Raw genomic sequence first — 20,476 nt, 5'->3', positions numbered from 1 at the left:
ACGAGGACCGGAGCGGCCGCGTCGTAGGACCCTACGACGCGGCCGCCCGGATGTCGCGTACCGTGCACGGATCAGTGCGCTCCGACACCGGTGAGCGACTTGACCTCCAGCTCCGCGTACTTGCCCTTGTCCGGCTCCTCCTTGGAGAGGAGGGAGCCGAGCCAGCCGAGCAGGAAGCCCAGCGGGATCGAGACGATGCCCGGGTTCTCCAGCGGGAACCAGTAGAAGTCCACGGTCTTGAACATCGAGGTGGGCTTGCCGGAGACGACCGGCGAGAAGAGCACCAGGACGACCGAGGAGATCAGACCGCCGTAGATCGACCAGAGCGCGCCCTGGGTGGTGAACCGCTTCCAGAACAGGCTGTAGAGGATGGTCGGCAGGTTGGCGGAGGCGGCCACGGCGAAGGCGAGGGCGACCAGGCCGGCGACGTTGAGGTCGCGGGCGAGCGCGCCGAGCGCGATCGAGACGACGCCGATGAGGACGGTGGCCCAGCGCGCCGCGCGGACCTCCTCCTTCTCCGTGGCCTTCCCGCGCCGGATGACGTTGGCGTAGATGTCGTGCGCGAAGGACGACGAAGAGGCCAGGGTCAGTCCGGCGACCACCGCGAGGATGGTGGCGAAGGCGACGGCGGAGATCACCGCGAGCAGGAACGCCCCGCCGGTGGAGCCGGCGCCGCCGCCGATCTCCAGGGCCGCGAGCGGTGCGGCGGTGTTGCCCGCCTTGTTCGAGGCGATGATGTCGCTGTTCTTCAGCAGGGCCGCGGCGCCGAAGCCGAGGACGATCGTCATCAGGTAGAAGGCGCCGATGATGCCGATGGCCCAGTTGACCGACTTACGGGCTGCCTTGGCGGTGGGCACCGTGTAGAAGCGGATCAGGATGTGCGGCAGGCCGGCGGTGCCGAGGACGAGCGCGATGCCGAGCGAGAGGAAGTCCAGCTTCGAGATGCCGGTGGCCCCGTACTTGAGGCCGGGCTCCAGGAACGCCTGGCCCTTACCGCTGTTGCTGGCGGCGGCGCCGAGCAGGTCGGAGAGGTTGAAGTCGAACTTCAGCAGGATGAGGAAGGTGATCAGGAGCGTGCCCGCGATGAGCAGGACGGCCTTGACCATCTGCACCCAGGTGGTGCCCTTCATGCCGCCGATGGTGACGTACACGATCATCAGGACGCCGACCAGCGCGACGATGGCGATCTTGCCGCCGTCGCTGGTGATGCCGAGGAGCAGCGAGACGAGAACGCCCGCGCCGGCCATCTGCGCCAGCAGGTAGAAGATCGAGACGACGATCGTGGAGGTGCCCGCGGCGGTACGGACGGGGCGCTGGCGCATGCGGTAGGCGAGGACGTCGCCCATGGTGAACCGGCCGGAGTTGCGCAGCGGCTCGGCGACCAGGAGCAGGGCGACCAGCCAGGCGACCAGGAAGCCGATCGAGTACAGGAAGCCGTCGTAGCCGAAGAGTGCGATGGCGCCCGCGATGCCGAGGAAGGACGCGGCGGACATGTAGTCGCCGGAGATCGCGAGGCCGTTCTGGAAGCCGGTGAACTGGCGGCCGCCGGCGTAGAAGTCGGCGGCGCTCTTGGTCTGGCGGCCGGCCCAGACGGTGATGACGAGCGTGGCGACGACGAACGCGCCGAAGAGGGCGATGATCAGCGGGCGGTGCTCGCTGGTGGCGTTGCCCGCCGCGAGGAGAAGGGTGCTGCTCACGCGTCGGCCTCCGGGTGTTCCATACGGGACTTGATGGCCTCGGCCTTGGGGTCGAGGCGGCTCGCCGCGTGCCGCGAGTAGAGCCAGGCGATGAGGAAGGTCGTGGCGAACTGGCCGAGGCCGAGGACGAGCGCCACGTTGATGTTGCCGAAGAGCCTGGTCCCCATGAAGCCGCCCGCGTAGTTGGAGAGCAGCACGTAGAGCAGGTACCAGGCGATGAAGGCGACCGTCAGGGGGAAGGCGAAGGAGCGGTACGTGCGGCGCAGTTCGCCGAACTCCGCGCTCTCCTGCACCTCGACGAACGCCTCGGTCGTGGGCTGGGCGGGGCCGGTGGGGGCCTCCGTGCCGCCTTGGGGCGGCGGCAGTGCTTCGGTTGCCACGGAATCTCCTCGCGACGCGGGTGCTGTGGGCATGGACAAAGGGGCCTCACTGGGGGACGGGGAACGGGCTCCGACCGGAGCTCCTCCCCTGCACAACGGCACGGGGCGCGCGGCGAAGTGGTTCACCGGGGTGGTCTTCTTCCCTGGACCTTCTTCTGGATCTTCCTCCGGAAATGCAGGAAATCCTCTCAACTCATTGATGGGGCGGGAAGATCAGCGATAGCTTCACTCGTCATGCACCTGCCCGTCCGCAATCCGCCGGCGGGCAGTACATACGGATGATGTGGAGAACCCATGGCTCATCTGGGATCGAGACGCGGCCGAGTACTCGCTCTGCCGGCCGGCCTCGCGCTCACGGCCTCGCTCGGCTTCCTTCCGACCGGCGCCTCCGCCGCGGTGGCGAGCGACACCCCGGCGACGCCCGCCGTCTCGACGAATGCCCCGAAGCTGTCGTACGTCGTCAACGTCGACGGGGGTCGCAAGACGGCCGCCTCGGTGAAGAAGGCGATAGCCGAGGCCGGTGGCACGGTGGTCATCTCCTATGACCAGATAGGCGTCATCGTCGTCCACTCGCAGAACCCCGAGTTCGCGACGACGATCCGTAAGACCCGCGGTGTGGTGTCGGCCGGTTCGACCCGCACCGCACCGCTCTCCGTCCAGACCGACACCTCCGTCGGCGAGGGCGGCCAGGCGCTCACCGCGTCCGAGGCCACGTCCGCCGCGGCCCGCGCGACGGACGACCAGGACGCGCTCGAGCCGCTCCAGTGGGACCTGCCCGCCATCCAGGCGGACAAGGCCCACAAGCGGACGCTCGGCAGCCGGAACGTCACGGTGGGCGTCATCGACACGGGTGTCGACGACACGCACCCGGACCTGGCGCCGAACTTCGATGCCAGGGCCTCGGCCAACTGCGTGACGGGCAAGCCGGACATCACCCCCGGCTCGTGGCGCCCGAACCCGGGCGAGAGCGACCACGGCACGCACGTCGCCGGCACGATCGCCGCCGCCAAGAACGGCACCGGCATCACCGGTGTCGCGCCGGGCGTGAAGGTCTCGGGCATCAAGGTCTCCACCCCTGACGGCTTCTTCTACACCGAGGCCGTCGTCTGCGGCTTCGTGTGGGCGGCCGAGCACGGCGTCGACGTCACCAACAACAGCTACTACACGGACCCGTGGCTGTTCGCGTGCAAGAACGACGCCGACCAGAAGGCCCTGATCGAGGCCGTGACCCGCGCGACGCGCTACGCGGAGCGCAAGGGCACCGTCAACGTGGCGGCGGCGGGCAACTCCGCCATGGACCTGGCGTCGGACGAGCTCACCGACGACAGCAGCCCGAACGACACCACGCCGGTGACGCGGGTCGTCGACCCGAAGGAGTGCCTGGACTACCCGGCGATGCTGCCGGGCGTGGTCACGGTCTCCGCGACCGGTGCCAAGGACCTGAAGGCCTCGTACTCCAACTACGGTGACGGGATCATCGACGTCGCGGCGCCCGGCGGCGACCGCACGGAGTACCAGACCCCGGACGCTCCGGCGGTCAACGGCCGGATCCTGTCGACCACGGTCAACGGCGGCTTCAACTACAAGGCCGGTACGTCGATGGCCTCGCCGCACGCCGCCGGTGTGCTCGCGCTGCTGAAGTCGACGCACCCGAAGGCCAGCCCGGCCGCGCTCAAGGCCCTGCTGTACGCGCAGGCCGACGACCGCGCCTGCACCAACCCGTACGACATCAACGCCGACGGCACCGTCGACGCGGTCTGCGTGGGCGGCAAGAACAAGAACGGCTTCTACGGAGCCGGTCTCGTGAACGCGCTCGACGCCGTGCGCCGGTAGGCACCACGCCGGCAGGCAGGAGGGGTCCCGGTGTGGTGAACCACACCGGGACCCTTTGCGTGGCACGGAGTGCCATCATGCCGGGATGGACAACACAGTGCGTACGGGTACGGAGTTGTTGTGGTCGGCCCTGGGCGGCGATCCCGCCCTGGTGGACCGGGTGGCGTTCACCGGCCCGTCGGGGCTTCTGCCGGCGCGGCTGCCGGTGATGGACCTGGCGCGGGCGACGGTGGCGGTCGCGGGCCTGGCCGCGGTCGAGCGGGGCGGCCTGCCGGGAAGGGTCCGGGTGGACGACGGGGCCGTCGCCACGGCCTTCGTGAGCGAGCGTCACCTCCGCGTCGGCGGCCGGGCTCCGGTGAACTTCGCGCCGCTGTCCCGCTTCTGGAAGGCGTCCGACGGCTGGGTCCGTACGCACGCGAACTACCCCCACCACCGGGCGGCGCTGCTCTCCGCGCTGGGCGTCCGGGAGGAGTCGGTGGAGGCGGTGGAGGCGGCGATCGCCGAGCGCAGGGCGGTCGAGGTCGAGACGGCGGCCTACGCGGCCGGCGGGCTGGCGGTCGCCCTGCGGACGCCTGAGGAGTGGGCGGCGCACGAGCAGGGCCGGGAGGTGGCGGCGCGGCCGCTGCTGACGCGGGAACGGCTGGACGACGCGGCCCCGGCCGGGAAGCGGCGCCCGGGCGGGAAGCGGCGCCCGGGCCCCCTGCGCGTCCTGGACCTGACCCGGGTCCTCGCCGGACCGGTGGCGACGAGAACGCTGGCGCTGCTCGGCGCCGACGTGCTCCGGATCGACCCGCCGGGCAATCCCGAACTGCCCGACCAGCACGCGGACACGAACGTCGGCAAGCGGACGGCGGCGCTGGACCTGGACCGGCCTGCGGACCGGCGCGCCCTGGACGCGCTGCTGGACGAGGCGGACGTCCTGGTCACCGGCTACCGCCCCGGCGCCCTGGAGCGCTTCGGTCTGCACCGGGCCGGTCTGGTGATCGCGCGGATCTCGGCGTGGGGCGACTACGGGCCGTGGGGCGAGCGGCGCGGCTTCGACAGCCTGGTGCAGGTGGCGACGGGGATCGCGGCGGCCGAGGGCTCGGCGGACGAACCGGGGGCGCTGCCCGCGCAGGCCCTGGATCACGGGTCGGGGTATCTGCTCGCGGCGGCCGTACTGCGGTCCCTGACGGAGCAGGAGAGCGAGGGCGGCACGCGTCTCGTACGCCTGGCCCTGGCGCAGACGGGCCACTGGCTGGCGCACGCCCTCCCCCGCTACGTGCCCGAGGACCACCTCACGGAGACGTCCGGCCCGCTGGGACTGCTGCGCCACGCGGTGTCGCCCGTGAGGTACGAGGGCGGCCCCACGGCGTGGTCGCGCCCACCGGGCCGCCAGGGCGGCGACGACCCGGTGTGGTCGGGGGCCTGAGCCGAGGGGGGCGGCGCCCCCGGCCTCGTGCGGCGCACCGGGCCTCGTGCGGCACACCGGGCCTCGCGCGGCGCACCGGGCCTCGCGCGGCGCCCCCGGCCTCATGCGACGCCCCCGGCCTCGTGCAGCGCCCCCGGGCCTCGCGCGGCGCCCCCGGCCTCATGCGGCGCACCGGGCCCTCGTGCGGCCGTCAGGGCTTGACGAGGACCTTCAGGGCGGTGCGGTCGTCCATGGCCTTGTAGCCGGCCGGGACGCCGTCGAGGTCGACCGTCACGTCGAAGACCGGGGACGGGTCGATGGTGCCGTCGAGGACGTCCGGGAGCAGCTCGGGGATGTACGCGCGGACGGGCGCGACACCGCCCCGCAGCGCGATGTTCCGGTCGAACATCACGGAGAGGTCGAGCCCCGTACCGCTGCCGTGCGGGACGCCGACGTAGCCGATGGAGCCGCCGTCGCGGGTGATGGCGACGGCCGTGCGCATCGACTGCTCCGTGCCGACCGCCTCGATGACGGCGTGGGCGCCCTGGCCGCCGGTGAGCTCGCGTACGGCGGCCTCGGCGGCCTCGCCGCGTTCGGCGACGACGTCGGTGGCGCCGAACGCGCGGGCGATGTCGGTACGGACGGCGTGGCGGCCGAGCGCGATGATCCGCTCGGCGCCGAGCCGCTTCGCGGCGAGGACGCCGCACAGGCCCACGGCGCCGTCGCCGACGACCGCGACCGTGGAGCCCTTGCGCACGCCCGCGCCGACGGCGGCGTGGTGGCCGGTGCCCATGACGTCGGAGAGGGCGAGGAGCGCGGTCAGCAGACGGTCGTCGGAGGCCGCGTCAGCGGGCAGCTTGACGAGGGTGCCGTCGGCGAAGGGGACCCGGACGGCCTCGCCCTGGCCGCCGTCGGAGCCGACCGAGCCCCAGAAGCCACCCCGCGGGCAGGAGGTCTGCAGGCCCTCGGAGCAGTACTCGCAGGTGCCGTCGGACCAGACGAAGGGCGCGACGACCAGGTCACCGGCGGCGAAGCCGGAGACGTCCGGGCCTGCCGCCTCGACGATGCCCAGGAACTCGTGCCCGATGCGCTGGCCGGGCTGCCGGGCGGCCACGCCGCGGTAGGCCCACAGGTCGCTGCCGCAGATGCAGGCGCGCAGGACCCGGACGACGACGTCGGCGGGGTCCTGGATCACGGGGTCGGGCACGTCCTCCACGCGCATGTCGAACGGGGCGTGGATGGTGGTGGCGCGCATGACGGACGGTCCTTGCTCTCAGTCGGCGGTACTCCGCTCACCGTACGCCTGTGTGAGCACCCCCGCGGTCAGCAGGTACTGCGCGGCGATGTAGGTGGCCATGACCCAGACGGCGGTGGCGGGGGGCTGGGGCCACTCCGCGATCCCGGTCGCGATCAGGGTGTCGGAGAGCAGGAAGAGCGCGCCGCCCGCGCCCGCCGTGAGCCCGAGGGACCCGGAGCGGTACGCCATCGCGCCGAGCAGGAGCGAGTAACCGGCGAGGGGGATCCGCAGTCCGGCGGGGAGGTCGGGCCAGAGGAGCACGACCGTGCCGAGGAGGGCGGCGGCGTACGCGATGCCGAGCGGGACGGACGCGCGCCGCCGTCCGAAGAGCGCGAGGTAGCAGACGTGACCGGCGGCGAAGGAGCCCATGCCGGCGAGGAAGGCCCAGTCGGCGTCGGCGAGCAGGAGGACGTCGCCGCCCCAGCCGAGGAGCAGCGCCCCGAGCAGGAGCTTCGGGGCGCCGCGGGTGGCGGCGTACGCGGCGAGCAGCGGCATCAGCAGCGGTTTGGCGATCCGGTGTCCGAGTTCGGCACCGGCGAGGAGGGAGCCGAGGTCGACGGCGACGGCGAGTGCGAAGGCGGCGAGGAGGACGCAGGAGAGCGCGGCGACGGGGGCGGCGGCGGGGGCGGGGGCGGGGGCGGCGGGGCCCGCGGTACGGGTGCTCACGCGATGGTCTCCGCGGCGGCGGGCCCGGTGCCGTGCGGGAGGGCGGGACCGGTGCCGTGCGCGACGGCGGGCCCCGGCGCGGCGGCGGGTACGGGCGCGGCGGCGGGTACGGGCGCGGCGGCGGGTACGGGCGTGGCGGCGGGCTGCCATCCCGGCCCCCGGAAGACCCGCCCGGCTCGCTCGCGCCAGCCGGTCGCGGACCGCACGTCCCGGGCGATGGCGGCGTACTCGTGGGTGGCGACGCGCAGCGGGTTGTAGGTCTCGATGTTCTTGGTGAGCCCGAAGACGGGCCGCTCGGTCTCCGCCACCCAGGAGCCGAACATCCGGTCCCAGAGGATCAGGATGCCGCCGAAGTTCCGGTCCAGGTAGCCGCCCTGCGAGGCGTGGTGGACGCGGTGGTGGGAGGGGGTGTTGAGGACGTACTCGAAGGGACGGGGGAGCCTGTCGATGCGCTCGGTGTGGATCCAGAACTGGTAGACGAGGCTGACCGAGGAGCAGAAGGCCACGGCGGCCGGGTGGACGCCGAGCGCGATCATCGGCAGGTAGAACGGCCAGGAGGTGAAGCCGGTCCAGGGCTGGCGCAGCGCGGTGGAGAGGTTGAAGCTGCGGCTGCTGTGGTGCACGACGTGGGAGGCCCACAGGATCCGGATGACGTGGTGACCGCGGTGCGACCAGTAGTAGAAGAAGTCCTGGGCGAGGAGCATCAGCGGGATCGTCCACCACAGGACGGGGACGCGGAGCGGGGTGAGCTCGTGGACGGCCGTGTAGATCGCGACGATCGGGATCTTCCACAGAAGGTCGACGAAGAGACTCCCGAGCCCCATGCCGATGCTGGTGGCGGCGTCCCTGGCCTCGTACCCGGCGGCGTCGTCGTCGGGATGGAGTCGGTAGCTGACCATCTCGACAACGGTCAGCAGGACGAACGCCGGTATGGACCAGAGCACGACATCGGGCAGGTTCGGCATGCCGAAGACGGTAGGGGCGCGGGCCGGACGCGACTAGACGTCGTTACCGACAAGTATGCGAGACGACTTGTCAGCAGGCTTTGGCACCTTCCGACAAGCGTCTTTTGCGTACGATCGCGAGGACGGCGGTCGTTGGGGGAGGAACTCCGTTGCAGGGTATGGAAGTTGCACTGGCGCGACTGGCGGGGACGGTGCTGGGCGCGGTCGCGCGGTCGGTGATCGCACCGAGGAAGGGCGCGGGGATCGTCCCGTCCCCCCTCCGACCGCTGCCCCGGCCCGCCGGCCCGGACCGCCTGGCGAAGGTCCTCGGCGGCCGGCTCGCGGAGCGGTACGGAACGGTTCCCGAGCACGAAAGGCTCGCGGCGATCGACGGCGTGCGGGACGCCTTCGCCGCCGCGGGCACGCTCGACGCGGACCGGCTCTTCGCAGTGGACCTCGACCCGGAGCGGCTGCGCGCGGAGCTGCGAGCCCCTGACACGGGCCTCGGTGTCCGGACGGTGGAGCTGTACGACGACCTGCTCGGGCTGTGCTGCGCCCACCTCGTGGAACAGCTGACGGCCGAAGCGGCCTTCCCGGCCCGGGCGGCGGTGGAGCACGCGCGCGTGGCCGCACGGACGCGGGACGCGGTGGAATCCCTGTCCGCGGCCCGGCCCCGGCCGGAGGCGGAAGCCCTGGCCTTCGAGCAGCGGTACGCGGAGTTCATGGCGGCGACGCACGGGCGGCTCGAGCTGTTCGGGCTGACACTCGGGCGGTCGGCGCGGGAGTGGGCGCTGGACACGGCGTACATCGGGCTGGCGGTGAGCGGCGAACGGGCCGACGCCGTCCATGGTCTGCCGCACGCGGGGCCCACGACGGTGACCACCGAACAGGCCCTCACGGCGACGGACCGGCTGCTGCTGAGGGGCCCCGCCGGCTCCGGCAAGAGCACCCTGGTCCAGTGGCTGGCCCTGAACGCGGCTCGTCGCTCCTTCGACGGCGACCTCGCCGACTGGAACCGCTGCGTGCCGTTCGTGCTCCGGCTCCGCGCCTTCACCTCGGTGGACTCGCTGCCGGCGCCCGAGGACTTCCTGCGCGCGGCCGGGGTTCCGCTTCGTCCTCCCGCGAGCTGGGCGGAGGATCTGCTCGTGAGCGGGCGGGCGCTGGTGCTGGTCGACGGTGTGGACGAGGTCCCGGTGCGGCTGCGCCAGCGGACCGAGACCTGGCTGAAGAGCCTGGTCACGGCCTTTCCGGCCGCCCGCTACGTCGTGACGACCCGCCCCTCGGCAGTGCCGGAGGAATGGCTGTCCCGTCAGGGCTTCACCGCCCACTCGCTGCTGTCGATGGACCGGGACGGCATCCGCGCGTTCATCGGTCACTGGCACGAGGCGGCACGGCTGGAGGAGCCGGAGGACGAGACGCTCACCGGCTACGAGACCGCTCTGCGACAGGCCGTCGCCACCCGCAGGGACCTCGGTCGGCTCGCCACGAACCCGCTGATGTGCGCGCTGCTCTGCGCGCTCAACCGCGACCGGCGGATGCAGCTGCCTCGCGCGCGGAAGGAACTGTACGACGCGGCCCTCGACATGCTGCTCGTGCGGCGTGACACGGAGCGGGAGATCTGTGCGGTCGAGGGCGTCGACCTGACGCGCGAGGAGCAGACGGCGCTGCTGCAGCGGCTGGCGTACTGGCTGATCCGGAACGGGCAGGTCGAGGCGGACCGCGCGGAGGCCGCGGAGATGGTGGAGGAATGGCTCGCCGCGATGCCGCAGGTGCGGGGCACGGCGGAGCAGGTCTTCGCGCATCTGCTGATCCGCAGCGGTCTGCTGCGCGAACCGGCCCCCGGCTCGGTGGGGTTCGTGCACCGGACGTTCCAGGACTACCTGGGTGCGAAGGCCGCGGTCGAGGCACGGGACTTCGGCGTCCTGGTGAAGCACGCGCACGACGACACCTGGGACGACGTCGTGCAGATGGCGGTTGGGCACGCGCGCGTGGACGAGCGCGCCCGGCTGCTGAAGCAGTTGCTACGGCGCGCGGACCGGGCACCGAAGCTGCGGCACCGACTCGTGCTCCTCGCCGCCGCCTGCCTGGAACAGGCGCCGGAGCTGGATCCGGCGGTGCGGGCGGAGGTGGAGGAGCGGACCCAGGAGCTGCTGCCGCCGCGCGGTCAGGAGGACGCCGAGGAACTGGCACGGGTCGGGCACCTGGTCCTGGAGCTGCTGCCGGGTCCCGAGAGCCTGGACGCGGAGAGCGCGGCGGCGGTCGTCCGGACGGCGGCGCTGATCACGGGGGACGCGGCGTTCGAGGTGGTGGCTCGGTTCCGGGACGACCGGAGGCACCCTGTGCCGTTCCAGGTGTCGCAGGCGTGGGGCGCCTTCGACACGGAACGGTACGCACGCGAGGTGCTGTCCGTAGGCGCGGGCGACTTCGACTACCTGCATGTGCAGTCGCCGGACCAGCTCGCGGCGCTGAGCCTCCTTCCCGAGGTGCGTGGTGTCCATCTCACCGGATCCCACCCCGATCCGACCGCGCTGTATGTGCTCGACGACCTGCGACGGGTGTTCTTCTACGACAACGCCGCGCTCGCCGATCTCTCCGGACTCCGGCGCTTCTCCGGCCTTCGGCGGGTCGGGCTGAGCATGTGTCCGCGGGTGCGGGACCTCTCTCCTGTCGCGAGGCCCGGCCTGGAGTCACTCTCCCTGTTCGACGGGCATGCGGAGTTGTCCGCCGAACCCCTGCGGGACATGCCCGACCTGCTCTCCTTCGGACTCCTGCAACCGCTGCTCGTCGAGAGGCTGGCCGAACTGCCCATCGGGTCACAGCTCACAAGTCTCGCGTTGGGGCGCCACTCCCGGTACATCGACCTGGCGGGCATCGAACGGTGGCCGCTGCTCAGCACACTCTCGCTCGGCGGACGCACGCAGCTGAACCAGCTTCTCTCCATGGACGCGCCGCCGGACATCGAGACGCTGCAGCTGTCCGAGCTGCCCGCTCCCGATCTCGGTCTGCTCCACCGCCTGCCACGCCTGCGCCGTCTGTACCTGCTCCGGTGCGCGCTGCCGGACCTGGCCCCCCTGCGCGACCATCCGGCCCTCGAGCACCTCGGGCTCTGGTCGTGCACGGCGGCGGACGGCTCGCCGGTCGACGTGACCGCGCTCGCCGACCGGGGCGACCTCACGATGGACGTCAGTGGCGAGACCCGGCTCATCGGCGAAGAGCTGTTCGCACCTGGCCGAATCACCCGCCGGCCCTAGATCCCCGTCGCCCCCAGCAGCGACCCCGCCGCGTACGTCACCGCCATCGCCAGGGCGCCGCCGGCCGTTGTGCGCAGGACCGCGCGGCGGGGTGGGGCCGCGCCCAGGCGGGCGCTGCACCAGCCGGTGAGGGCCAAGGCGGCGAGGACCGAGAGGACCGTGATCCAGAGACGGGTGGAGGCGGGCGGGAGGACGATCGCGAGGAGGGGGAGCAGCGCGCCGGCCGTGAAGGCGAGGAAGCTGGCGCCGGCCGCGTGCCAGGGGTTGGTGAGGGCGTCGGGGTCGATCCCGAGTTCCACACGTGCGTGGGCGCGCAGGGCGTCACGGGCGGTGAGCTGTTCGGCGGCCTCGCGGGCGACATCCCGTGAGAGGCCGCGGGCCGACAGGAGGCCCGTCAGTTCGGCCAGTTCGGCTTCCGGGTCCTCGCGGAGCTCGCGTCTCTCCTCGGCCAGCGCCGCCTTCTCGGCGTCGCGCTGCGTGGAGACCGAGACGTACTCCCCCGCCGCCATCGACATCGATCCGGCGAGCAGTCCGGCCAGGCCCGCGGTGAGGAGCGCGGCCCGGGAGCCGGTCGCGCCGGCGACGCCGACGACGAGGCCCGCGGTGGAGACGACTCCGTCGTTGGCTCCGAGCACGGCGGCCCGGAGCCAGTTGAGACGGGTGCCGAGACCTCCGCCGTGGGCCTCGTCGTGGGCGGGTTCGTCAGTCACCCGGGGAGGTTCTCATCCGGTCCGTCACCACACGCGTACCGACCCGCCCGGGGCGAAGGCGGGGCTCGTCGCGCCCGCCGGGACCTCCTTCAGGGGCTCGGCGATCTCCTCGACGGTCGGGCCGTGCACGGCGGCCAGGGTGTCGAGGAACGGCAGGTCGAAACCGTAGACGCGGGCCGCGTTACCTCCGGCCATCGCCGCCACCTCCTCCCTCGGCAGCCCCGCGTAGGCGATGCGGAGGCCTTCGCGGGAGTACGGCGTCGTGCCCTCGTCGTGCGGGTAGTCGCTGCCCCACATGATCTTGTCGACTCCGATCCGGTCGCGCAGCGGGACCTCGTGCGGTCGCATGAAGCTCGCGCCGACGAAGCAGTTGTCGCGCCAGACCTCGCTGGGGCCCTTGCCCATCGACTCCGCCAGTCCCGCGCCGAACTTGGACTCGGCGGTGGCAGCCCGGGAGGCCGCCGCGACCAGGCGGGCGTGGTAGTAGTCCAGCATCTCGACGACCCCGGGGATCCAGCCCGAGCCCTGCTCGGTGAGGACCAGTCTGAGTTCCGGGTGGCGGCGGAAGGCGCCGCCGAAGACGAGGTGCCAGAGCGCCCGGTGCGAGAACCACGTCGTCTCCACCATGAAGACCGCGCGCGCCGCCGGTTCGTCGCCGAGCGGCGGCGAGGCGGAGCCGCCGTGGTGGTTGACCGGGACGTCCAGCTCCGCGCAGACCGCCCAGATCGGGTCGTACGTCTGCGAGTACAGCTCGGGGATCCCGCTGCCGGGCGGGGCGCCCGGCAGCAGGATCCCGCCGGTGAGGCCGGCCTCCTTGGTGCGGCGGATCTCCTTCACGGCCTCGTCGACGTCGTTGAGGAGGATCTGCGCGACGCCCGCCCGGCGGCCGGGCGCGTCCGCGCAGAAGTCGGCCAGCCAGCGGTTGTGCGCGCGCAGCCCGGCCCAGCGCTGCTCGAACTCCTCCCGGCTCGGCGCGGGGGCCATCAGGGAGGCGGAGGGGAAGAACGGCGGGATGGTGTTGGGGAAGACGACCTCGGCGACGATCCCGTCCGCCTCCAGCTCGCGCAGCCGGCGCCCGGAGTTCCAGTTGCGGTCGGCGGTGTCGGCGAGCAGGTCCTCGTACGGGTTGACGTAGCCGGCCGCCCAGGCGTCGAAGGCGTCGTGGTGCCTCTTCTCCAGGTACGGCTTGTAGTCGAGGAGGTCGGCGCCCGCGTGGCAGTCCGCCGAGATGACGGTGTACCGGTCCATCAGTTCACCCCCAAAGCGGGGAAGTCGTGGTCCGTCAGCCAGTGTCGGCCGACCTCGCGGGAGCGGGCCCAGGAGGCCTCGACCGCGGTCTGGTCGGGCGACTGGCCCAGTTCGGCGGGGGTGGGGCCGATGCGGCGGGCGAGCGGAGCCAGCGCCTCGGTGTCGAATCCGAAGACCTCCGCCGCGGCGAGGCCCAGCATCCGCCGCGTCTCCGCGACCGGGATGTCGTGGAAGGTGTTCCCCAGCCACGCGCGCGTGTCGGGCCAGGTCCCCTCCGGGTGCGGGAAGTCCGAGCCCCACAGGATGTTGTCCACGCCGATCTCGTACCGCTGGGCCAGCTCGCGCCGCTTGGTGTTGGTGGCGCAGATGAAGACCTGGCGGTCGAGGTACTCGCTCGGCGGCCGCCTGAGTTCGGCGAACGGGGACAGCTTCTTGCCGCCGTGCGCGCCGAGGTAGAGGCGGTCCATGAACCAGAGCAGGTTCGGCAGCCACCAGCAGCCCGATTCGGCGACACCGAACCTTAAGCCCGGGTGGCGCTCGAAGACCCCGGACCAGAGGAGGAACCACAGCGGCCTGGCGGGCCACCAGGTGACCTCGCTGACGTAGATGCCGAGGTGGTCGCCGTACTCCTCGCGCGGCGCGGCGCCGGAGTGGGTGACGAGCGGCATCCCGGTCTCGGCGGCCGCCGCCCAGACCGGCTCGTAGCGCGGGTCGTGGTACGGCTCCCTGTCCACCCACATCGAGGGGATCATCAGCGCCCCGAGCCCGGACTCCTTGGCCCGGTGGATCTCGGCGACGACCTTGGACGGCTCGGCCGTGATGGGCAGCAGCGCCACCCCGCAGTGCCGCTCGGGATTCCGGCCGACGAACTCGGCGAGCCAGCGGTTGTGCGCCTGCGCGCCCGCCATGCCGAGGTCGGGGTCCTGGTCGCCGGAGAGTCCGAGGCCGACCCCGAAGGGCGCGGCGGTCTGGCTGTCGACGGCGTCCGCGTCGGGGAAGACGACCTCGGCCGCCACCCCGTCGCCGTCGAGCTCCTTGAGCCGCTGCGCGGCGTCCCAGCCGCCCCGCAGCCCTTCCTCGTTGTCGCTGAACCACTTGTTCGCGAAGGCCTCGTTGCGTACTCCGAGTCGGGTCATGGCCTCGCGGCGGGCGTCGCGCCCGGCGAGGAACTCGTCGAAGGCGCGGTGGAACCGGGAGTCGAGATAGGGCCGGTAGCGCTCGGTGGGCAGACCGGCGTGGCAGTCGGAGGAGATGATCAGGTACGGGTCCTCAAAGCTCATGGCTAAGTCCCTCGGTCGGGGATGCCGTGCCTTCCCGGGGACTACCCCCGGACCCCCGGCCGGAGATCGCGGCCGGCGGGGCGGCACGGTCAGTCGAGAATGAAGTTCTCCAGGTACGACGGGTCGGCGCGGTCGAGCATCGACTGCGAGCGCGCGCGGATCTGCCGGTCGCTGTGCTCGCTCGCCGGGAGCATCCAGAACCGGTCGGCGCGGATGCCGTCGACGACGTGCTCCGCGACCTCCTCGACGGGCGTGAAGGCGACCTCGTGCCCGGCGGCCTTCATCGCCGACTCCCACTGGTCCAGGCTGCGGTACGGGGTCTTGCGCGGTCGCTCCTTGGCGTACCGCTCCGGCCGGTTGCGGTGCGACTCCCAGAGCCCGGTGCGCAGCATGTGCGGGCCGGGGAAGAGCACGGACGCCCCCACGCGCGCGTGCTCGGCCTTCAGATGGGCGTACAGCGACTCGGTCATGGTGACGACGGCCGCCTTGGTGACGGCGTAGACGGAGGCGGTCGGCAGCGGGGCGATGCCGCCGTCACCCGAGGAGGTGTTGACGACGTGCCCGGGCTCGCCGCCGGCGATCATGCGCGGGACGAAGGCCTGGATGCCGTGGAAGACGCCCCAGACGTTGACGGAGAAGGCCCACTTCCAGTCGTTGGGCTCGTGCTCCCACATCCGGCCCTCTGCGCCGGAGCCGACCCCGGCGTTGTTGCACAGGACGTGCACCGCGCCGAAGGTGTCGAACGCCGCGTCGGCGAAGGCCCGTACGGACTCCGGGGCGCTGACGTCGACGGTACGGGCGAGGACCTGGGCCCCGCCCTCCGTCAGCTCCTCGGCCGCCTTGGCGAGCGCGCCCTCCTCCACATCGCCGAGGACGACGGCGAGGCCCTCGGCGGCGAACCGGCGCGCCATCGCGAGCCCGATGCCGCTCGCCGCGCCGGTGACGACCGCGACCTGCCCCTGACGCAGCTCCATCACACGCTCCCTTCCGGCGGTCCGTCGAGGATCTGCTGCGGGTCGTCGTAGCGCTGGTGGATGTACGGCAGGAGGGCCTCGGCGCTGACCCGTTCCGCGACCCGGCCCTTCTGGTCGGTGGTCTTCTCGCCGATGGTGATCTCGACGATCCGGCGTACCGGGAGGTCGGCGACGGGGTCGTACATGGACTCGCGGAGCACGACGTCGCCGGTGATCCGTTCCAGCTTGCGCACCTTCTCGGCCCGGACGCAGTGGACGAGGACGGGCTCGGCGTCGAAGCCGGTGCCGTCCACGCCCGGCAGGAACTTGAAGTAGAAGTCGGTCTTCTCCGCGGGCTCCGGCAGGGGCAGGGGGCCGGAGACCGCTCCGCGCACCTCGACGAAGTCGATGCCGTGGCGCCCGAGGGAGGCCCGGACGACGAGCCCGTCGCGTTCGACGACGACCTCGCCGAGCTTCTTCGGCTCGCCGAAGACCTCACGGCCGCCGACGAGGGCCCGCTCCAGGGTCATCGGCATGACGAGCGGGTACCAGCCCTCCTGGTCGCCGTGGGCGGCGGCGACGGCGACCGAGCCGGCGCCCAGGGGGTAGCCGGGGAGGTCAACCTGGGAGATGGCGGCCCGTACCAGGGGCCGTTCGGTGGGTTTCAGCGGGGGCGGCAGGACGGCCGCCACCACGTCCGGATCGGTCTCCCAGACGGCGACCACGCCGGTGGACCAGATGTCGGGAAGCTTGCTGCTCTTGGCGCGGGCCGCCGTGATCTCGGCGTCGGTGCGCGCCCCGTACCGTACTCGTGCCATGACGTACCACCCTTCAGGGACCGTCGGCCTGTAACACAGTTACACCGGTGGCGATGAAGGGTAAATAGGCGTGCACGCAACAGAATTGGGGGGACGATGGCGCGTACCGCACTCACCCGCGAGGAGGTCCTCGCGACCGCCGCCGCTCTGGTGAGGCAGCACGGCCCGGACGCCCTGACCATGCGCAGGCTCGCCACGGAACTGGGCACCGCGGTCACCTCGATCTACTGGCACGTCGGCAACCGCGAGTCGCTGCTCGACGCCCTCGTCGAGCGGACGGTCGCCGATCTCGCCGCGATCACCCCGCGCGGGCGCACCCCGGTCGACCGGATCGTCTCGGTGGCCCGCTCGCTGCGGCGCGAACTGCGCGCGCGCCCGCATCTGGTGGCGATGGTCCACGAACGGGGCCTGACGGAGCGGATGTTCCTGCCGGCGCAGCGCGCCCTGGCCGACGAGGTGCACGCGGCGGGCCTGCGCGGCGCCCGGGCGGCGGAGGCGGTCCGGGCGGTGCAGGTCCAGGTCGTCGGTTACGTCCTCGTGGAGCGCAACCGCGAGCGGGCGCCGGTCCAGTCCCCCGCCGAGGAGGAGCTCTGGGAGACGGAGACGACCGACCCGGCCGACCCCGAGCTCATCCGCGCCCTGGCGCGCCCGATCGACCCCGAGCGTCTCTTCACCACCTCCGTACGGGCCCTGGTGGAGGGACTGTTGGGACCGTGGGACGGGACGGCCGATTGATTCGGTGGCACGCGCGTGTGGGCCCGTCCCAGGATCTGTCCGGCAGGTCAGAGACGAGCCGGACCGCCGGCTTCGATGCGGCACGCCATGTCCGCGGAGACGAAGTCGAGCGGCTGATCAACCGGTTGAAGGCGAGCCGGGCAGTGGCCACGTTTCGACAAGAGGACGTACGTCTTTCACGGCACCGTGGTCGTCGCGGCCCTGCGGCTCTGGCTGTGCGCATGACCCGCCGACAACCTAGCGCGAGCCGAGGAACTCGATCGTCCGCCGGGTCAGCAGCTTGGCAGCGTCCGGGTCGTAGGACGGCAGCGAGTGGTCCGCGAACAGGTGCTCGTCTCCGGGATACAGAAACATCTCCGCGTCAGCGGAATCGGAGACGAGCGCGCGAGCGGCGTCGATGTCCTCGGCGAAGATCGGGTCGGCTTCCTTGGCGTGCACCTGCACCGGCACACCATCAGGCCACGCCGCGCCGAACTCCGACACGGGGATGCATGCGTGGAACAGGAGCGCGCCCCGCGCGCCCGCCCGTGTCTGAGCCAGCTTCTGGGCAGGCAGCACTCCGAGCGAGAAGCCGGCGTAGACGATGTCCTGTGACAGGTGCTCGACCGCGCGGACGCCACGCTCGGTGATCTCGCGGAAGCCGATCCGCTCGACGTAGCCCGAACCCTCCTCAAGGGTGCCGAAGGTACGCCCCTCGAAGAGATCGGGCGTGTGGACGGTGTGGCCGACGGCGCGGAGTTCGCCGGCGAAAGCGGCGACTCCGGGGGTCAGCCCCTGCGCGTGATGGAACAGTACGACCTCTGTCATGCCCGAACCCCTTGCCGGCGAGTAGCGAATGATCTGGAACTTTAGAATAATCGAGGAGTGTCGAACAGTACCCGCCTCCCCGACTACGACCTCGCCGATGTCACAGACGTGACGGCCCCGGCCCAGCTCCGCGCGCTGGCCAGCCCGCTACGCGACGCCATCCTCGAACTGCTCCTCGAACGCGCCGCAACGGTGAGCGAACTGGCCACCGCCCTCGACCGCCCGAAGAGCACGGTCGCGCACCACGTGAGCGTCCTGGTCGACGCCCAGTTGCTGAAGGTCGTGCGGACCCGCCGGGTGCGGGCCATCGAGGAACGTTTCTACGGCCGCACCGCCCGCATCTTTCGCGTCGGCACCGTCAGCCCGACCGACGGGGGCGGCGCCACCCCGTACTGCACCAATGATCTCGCCACGGCCGCAGCAGAGTCGGCCCCGGCACACCAGGCAGATCAACTGTCCTCGATCGTGCGGCATGTGCGGATCCCGCAGGAGCAGGCCCGCGAGTTCTGGTCACGGGTCCTGGAACTCGCCAACGACTACGCCCGACTGCCGCGCGGAGGCGATGTGGTGTACGGCTTCACAGCCGGGCTCTACCCGACCGACCATCCGGCGCTGCCAGAGGCCGAGTCCGCGGCGGACTGACCTGTACGGAAGGTGGTGCCGACCACAGCCGCGGCCTGCAGAGCCCACGCCCGCACCGCCCCGGCCCCCTCTCAGGCAGCAGGGCATCGAGTCACCTGACCCATCGGACAGGCCGCACGGGACCCAGCCGGCGAGGACCCGGGGCGACCTGGACCTGTCGGTCGCCCTGTACGCCGCGGACTGGTCGTACGTCGGGCTGTGCGACTGCACCAACCTCGTCCACGGAAAGCGGGCCGTCGTCCATTCCGGCGACCTGGTCTCGGCGCCCGCACCCGAGGGCGCGACCGGGACGCTCTGGCGTCTGCTGCCGGGACCGGTCGACGGCTGCGGTCTCGAACAGGGCGCCCCCGGTGACCTGGTGGCCCGTCCCGGCTGAGTCCGCGCGGCGGCTCCCGTGAACTCCCCGGCACGACGGGCGTCATGGCCGCCGCGCGTCCGGCGGCGCGTGGACCGGCTGGCCGGTTCCTGTCACCGTCGGGGCACCGGGGGGCGGGGCTGTCGGCAGGGGCCCGTATTCTCAGTGACCATGCTCGACGACCGTACGACAGCAGCGACGTGGCCGGCCGCCTACCCACAGGGGTACGCGGTCGTCGACGTGGAGACCACCGGACTCGCCCGCGACGACCGGATAGTGTCGGCTGCCGTCTACCGGCTGGACGCCCAGGGCGAGGTCGAGGACCACTGGTACACGCTGGTGAATCCGGAGCGGGACCCCGGACCGGTCTGGATCCACGGGCTGACCCGTGACGTGCTGAAGGACGCGCCGCTCTTCCCGGAGATCGCCGCCGAGTTCTCCGAGCGGCTCGACGGCCGGGTCCTGGTGGCGCACAACGCGCTCTTCGACTGGTCGATGATCTCCCGGGAGTACGCGCGGGCGGAGCGCACCGCGCCCGTGCGCCAGCGGCTGTGCACGATCGCGCTGGCCAAGGAGCTGTCGCTGCCGCTGCCGAACCACAAGCTGGAGTCGCTGGCCGCGCACTTCGGGGTGGTCCAGCAGCAAGCGCACAACGCTCTGGACGACGCGCGGGTGCTGGCCGAGGCGTTCCGGCCGAGCCTGCGCGCGGCGGCCGAGCGGAACGTACGGCTGCCGCTCCTGGAGTGCCGCCCGCTGACGGAGTGGGTGTCCACGCCCGGCCCGGCCCGGATCGGCCACCAGGCCTCGTACCACGCGAACGGCTGGCGCCCCTCGCGGAAGCGTCCGCCGTGCCCGCATCCGAACCCCGGACGTTACGAAGCGGACAAACCACTCAAGCAGGGCATGCGGGTGGCGTTCTCGGGCGACACCTCCATCGACCGCGAGTTGCTCGAGGACCGCGCCGTCGAGGCGGGGCTGCATGTCGCCACGAGCGTCTCGCGGCTGACGAGCCTGCTGGTGACGAACGATCCGGACTCCGCCACCTCCAAGACGGTGAAGGCGAAGTCCTTCGGCACCCCGATCGTCGACGAGGCCGCCTTCACCCAGCTGCTGCGCGACGTGGCCCCGGCAGACGGGTGACGCGCCGGGCGTGCCGCCCGCGCCTCGCCCGGCTCACGTCGCACCCTGTGGCGCATGGCACGTTGTGAGGTCTGCGGAAACGATTACGGCATGTCCTTCGAGGTGCACGCGCAGGGCGCGGTGCACGTCTTCGACTGCTTCTCCTGCGCCATTCACCGCATGGCGCCCATCTGTGAGCACTGCAAGGTCCAGATCATCGGCCAGGGCGTCGAGGTCGAGGGCACCTGGTACTGCGGCGGGCACTGCGCCCGGGCGGAGGGAAAGGTGGGGATCGTCGACCACGTCTGAGCAGCGGACGCACGGGCGGCCCCGGACGCCCTCCGGGCCCGA

The 20,476-nt window shown here is 72.1% G+C and carries 18 protein-coding genes and 1 pseudogene; 8 read left to right on the top strand and 11 right to left on the bottom strand.

All coding sequences use genetic code 11. From position 1 onward, the window contains the following. Positions 1-71: 71 nt before the first annotated feature. The gene (locus ACF1G2_RS11705; protein ID WP_391798092.1) at positions 72-1,697 is read right to left on the bottom strand and encodes a cation acetate symporter; all 1,626 of its coding nucleotides are present in this window, start codon (positions 1,695-1,697) and stop codon (positions 72-74) included. Continuing rightward, positions 1,694-2,077 carry a DUF485 domain-containing protein gene (locus ACF1G2_RS11700; protein ID WP_391798091.1) on the bottom strand — a complete coding sequence of 128 codons (384 nt, stop codon included), beginning with the start codon at positions 2,075-2,077 and terminating at the stop codon, positions 1,694-1,696. The genes ACF1G2_RS11705 and ACF1G2_RS11700 overlap by 4 nt, the downstream gene beginning before the upstream one ends. Before the next feature lie 294 nt (positions 2,078-2,371). On the opposite strand from ACF1G2_RS11700, the gene ACF1G2_RS11695 reads away from it, so the two are divergent. Continuing rightward, positions 2,372-3,910: a S8 family serine peptidase gene (locus ACF1G2_RS11695; RefSeq protein ID WP_391798090.1), complete on the top strand. Its 1,539-nt coding sequence runs from the start codon at positions 2,372-2,374 to the stop codon at positions 3,908-3,910. Positions 3,911-3,995: 85 nt separating this feature from the next. Then, a complete protein-coding gene (locus tag ACF1G2_RS11690; protein ID WP_391798089.1) occupies positions 3,996-5,321 on the top strand; it encodes a CoA transferase in 1,326 nt (441 codons plus the stop codon). Positions 5,322-5,511: 190 nt separating this feature from the next. On the opposite strand, the gene ACF1G2_RS11685 is transcribed toward ACF1G2_RS11690, so the two are convergent. From ACF1G2_RS11685 to ACF1G2_RS11675, 3 genes are read right to left on the bottom strand one after another with little or no spacing between them, the layout of a single operon-like run. Beyond that, on the bottom strand, positions 5,512-6,555 hold the full coding sequence (locus ACF1G2_RS11685; protein WP_391798088.1) for a zinc-dependent alcohol dehydrogenase family protein: 1,044 nt from the start codon (positions 6,553-6,555) through the stop codon (positions 5,512-5,514). Between the two features lie 18 nt (positions 6,556-6,573). Further along, entirely contained in the window at positions 6,574-7,263 is a 690-nt protein-coding gene (locus ACF1G2_RS11680; RefSeq protein ID WP_391798087.1) for a lysoplasmalogenase, read from the bottom strand. Continuing rightward, a complete protein-coding gene (locus ACF1G2_RS11675; RefSeq protein ID WP_391798086.1) occupies positions 7,260-8,228 on the bottom strand; it encodes a sterol desaturase family protein in 969 nt (322 codons plus the stop codon). The genes ACF1G2_RS11680 and ACF1G2_RS11675 overlap by 4 nt, the downstream gene beginning before the upstream one ends. Before the next feature lie 158 nt (positions 8,229-8,386). On the opposite strand from ACF1G2_RS11675, the gene ACF1G2_RS11670 reads away from it, so the two are divergent. Then, complete coding sequence (locus tag ACF1G2_RS11670) at positions 8,387-11,458, top strand: NACHT domain-containing protein (protein ID WP_391798085.1); 3,072 nt, start codon at positions 8,387-8,389, stop codon at positions 11,456-11,458. On the opposite strand, the gene ACF1G2_RS11665 is transcribed toward ACF1G2_RS11670, so the two are convergent. From ACF1G2_RS11665 to ACF1G2_RS11645, 5 genes are all read right to left on the bottom strand, one after another. Beyond that, positions 11,455-12,168, bottom strand: coding sequence for a VIT family protein (locus ACF1G2_RS11665; protein ID WP_391798084.1), 714 nt, complete (start codon positions 12,166-12,168; stop codon positions 11,455-11,457). The genes ACF1G2_RS11670 and ACF1G2_RS11665 overlap by 4 nt on opposite strands. Positions 12,169-12,192: 24 nt before the next feature. Then, positions 12,193-13,416 (bottom strand): amidohydrolase family protein, encoded by a 1,224-nt coding sequence (locus tag ACF1G2_RS11660; protein WP_391798083.1) that lies wholly within the window; start codon positions 13,414-13,416, stop codon positions 12,193-12,195. Further along, a complete protein-coding gene (locus ACF1G2_RS11655) occupies positions 13,416-14,696 on the bottom strand; it encodes an amidohydrolase family protein (protein ID WP_391798082.1) in 1,281 nt (426 codons plus the stop codon). Before ACF1G2_RS11655 ends, ACF1G2_RS11660 begins: the two co-directional genes overlap by 1 nt. 89 nt (positions 14,697-14,785) lie before the next feature. After that, on the bottom strand, positions 14,786-15,670 hold the full coding sequence (locus ACF1G2_RS11650; protein ID WP_391798081.1) for an SDR family NAD(P)-dependent oxidoreductase: 885 nt from the start codon (positions 15,668-15,670) through the stop codon (positions 14,786-14,788). After that, entirely contained in the window at positions 15,670-16,467 is a 798-nt protein-coding gene (locus tag ACF1G2_RS11645; RefSeq protein WP_391798080.1) for an acetoacetate decarboxylase family protein, read from the bottom strand. Before ACF1G2_RS11645 ends, ACF1G2_RS11650 begins: the two co-directional genes overlap by 1 nt. A gap of 96 nt (positions 16,468-16,563) precedes the next feature. Between ACF1G2_RS11645 and ACF1G2_RS11640 the strand changes: the two genes are divergently transcribed. Together ACF1G2_RS11640 and ACF1G2_RS11635 are read left to right on the top strand one after the other, a co-directional pair. Then, entirely contained in the window at positions 16,564-17,202 is a 639-nt protein-coding gene (locus ACF1G2_RS11640) for a TetR/AcrR family transcriptional regulator (protein WP_391798079.1), read from the top strand. A gap of 47 nt (positions 17,203-17,249) precedes the next feature. Further along, positions 17,250-17,427, top strand: a pseudogene (locus ACF1G2_RS11635) (IS5/IS1182 family transposase); the annotation flags it as partial. 12 nt (positions 17,428-17,439) lie between these two features. Here ACF1G2_RS11635 and ACF1G2_RS11630 read toward each other — a convergent pair. Next, positions 17,440-18,009 carry a dienelactone hydrolase family protein gene (locus ACF1G2_RS11630; protein ID WP_391798078.1) on the bottom strand — a complete coding sequence of 190 codons (570 nt, stop codon included), beginning with the start codon at positions 18,007-18,009 and terminating at the stop codon, positions 17,440-17,442. 57 nt (positions 18,010-18,066) lie between these two features. On the opposite strand from ACF1G2_RS11630, the gene ACF1G2_RS11625 reads away from it, so the two are divergent. The 3 genes from ACF1G2_RS11625 to ACF1G2_RS11615 all read left to right on the top strand — a co-directional run bounded on the left by ACF1G2_RS11625 (position 18,067) and on the right by ACF1G2_RS11615 (position 20,434). Beyond that, entirely contained in the window at positions 18,067-18,651 is a 585-nt protein-coding gene (locus ACF1G2_RS11625; protein ID WP_391798077.1) for an ArsR/SmtB family transcription factor, read from the top strand. Positions 18,652-19,171: 520 nt separating this feature from the next. Further along, entirely contained in the window at positions 19,172-20,146 is a 975-nt protein-coding gene (locus ACF1G2_RS11620; RefSeq protein ID WP_391798076.1) for a DEDDh family exonuclease, read from the top strand. A gap of 54 nt (positions 20,147-20,200) precedes the next feature. After that, the gene (locus ACF1G2_RS11615; protein WP_361432443.1) at positions 20,201-20,434 is read left to right on the top strand and encodes a hypothetical protein; all 234 of its coding nucleotides are present in this window, start codon (positions 20,201-20,203) and stop codon (positions 20,432-20,434) included. Positions 20,435-20,476 lie beyond the last annotated feature (42 nt).

Source organism: Streptomyces sp. NPDC013457, from assembly GCF_043089925.1.
Taxonomy (GTDB): domain Bacteria; phylum Actinomycetota; class Actinomycetes; order Streptomycetales; family Streptomycetaceae; genus Streptomyces.
Note: the sequence above shows the minus strand (reverse complement) of the source record. Positions and strands in the feature narration are given on the sequence as shown.

Coding starts and splice junctions, on each gene's coding strand:
- ACF1G2_RS11695 (WP_391798090.1), top strand. CDS start 2,372: ATGGCTCATCTGGGATCGAGACGCGGCCGAGTACTCGCTCTGCCGGCC.
- ACF1G2_RS11690 (WP_391798089.1), top strand. CDS start 3,996: ATGGACAACACAGTGCGTACGGGTACGGAGTTGTTGTGGTCGGCCCTG.
- ACF1G2_RS11685 (WP_391798088.1), bottom strand. CDS start 6,555: ATGCGCGCCACCACCATCCACGCCCCGTTCGACATGCGCGTGGAGGAC.
- ACF1G2_RS11675 (WP_391798086.1), bottom strand. CDS start 8,228: ATGCCGAACCTGCCCGATGTCGTGCTCTGGTCCATACCGGCGTTCGTC.
- ACF1G2_RS11670 (WP_391798085.1), top strand. CDS start 8,387: ATGGAAGTTGCACTGGCGCGACTGGCGGGGACGGTGCTGGGCGCGGTC.
- ACF1G2_RS11660 (WP_391798083.1), bottom strand. CDS start 13,416: ATGGACCGGTACACCGTCATCTCGGCGGACTGCCACGCGGGCGCCGAC.
- ACF1G2_RS11655 (WP_391798082.1), bottom strand. CDS start 14,696: ATGAGCTTTGAGGACCCGTACCTGATCATCTCCTCCGACTGCCACGCC.
- ACF1G2_RS11650 (WP_391798081.1), bottom strand. CDS start 15,670: ATGGAGCTGCGTCAGGGGCAGGTCGCGGTCGTCACCGGCGCGGCGAGC.
- ACF1G2_RS11645 (WP_391798080.1), bottom strand. CDS start 16,467: ATGGCACGAGTACGGTACGGGGCGCGCACCGACGCCGAGATCACGGCG.
- ACF1G2_RS11640 (WP_391798079.1), top strand. CDS start 16,564: ATGGCGCGTACCGCACTCACCCGCGAGGAGGTCCTCGCGACCGCCGCC.
- ACF1G2_RS11630 (WP_391798078.1), bottom strand. CDS start 18,009: ATGACAGAGGTCGTACTGTTCCATCACGCGCAGGGGCTGACCCCCGGA.
- ACF1G2_RS11615 (WP_361432443.1), top strand. CDS start 20,201: ATGGCACGTTGTGAGGTCTGCGGAAACGATTACGGCATGTCCTTCGAG.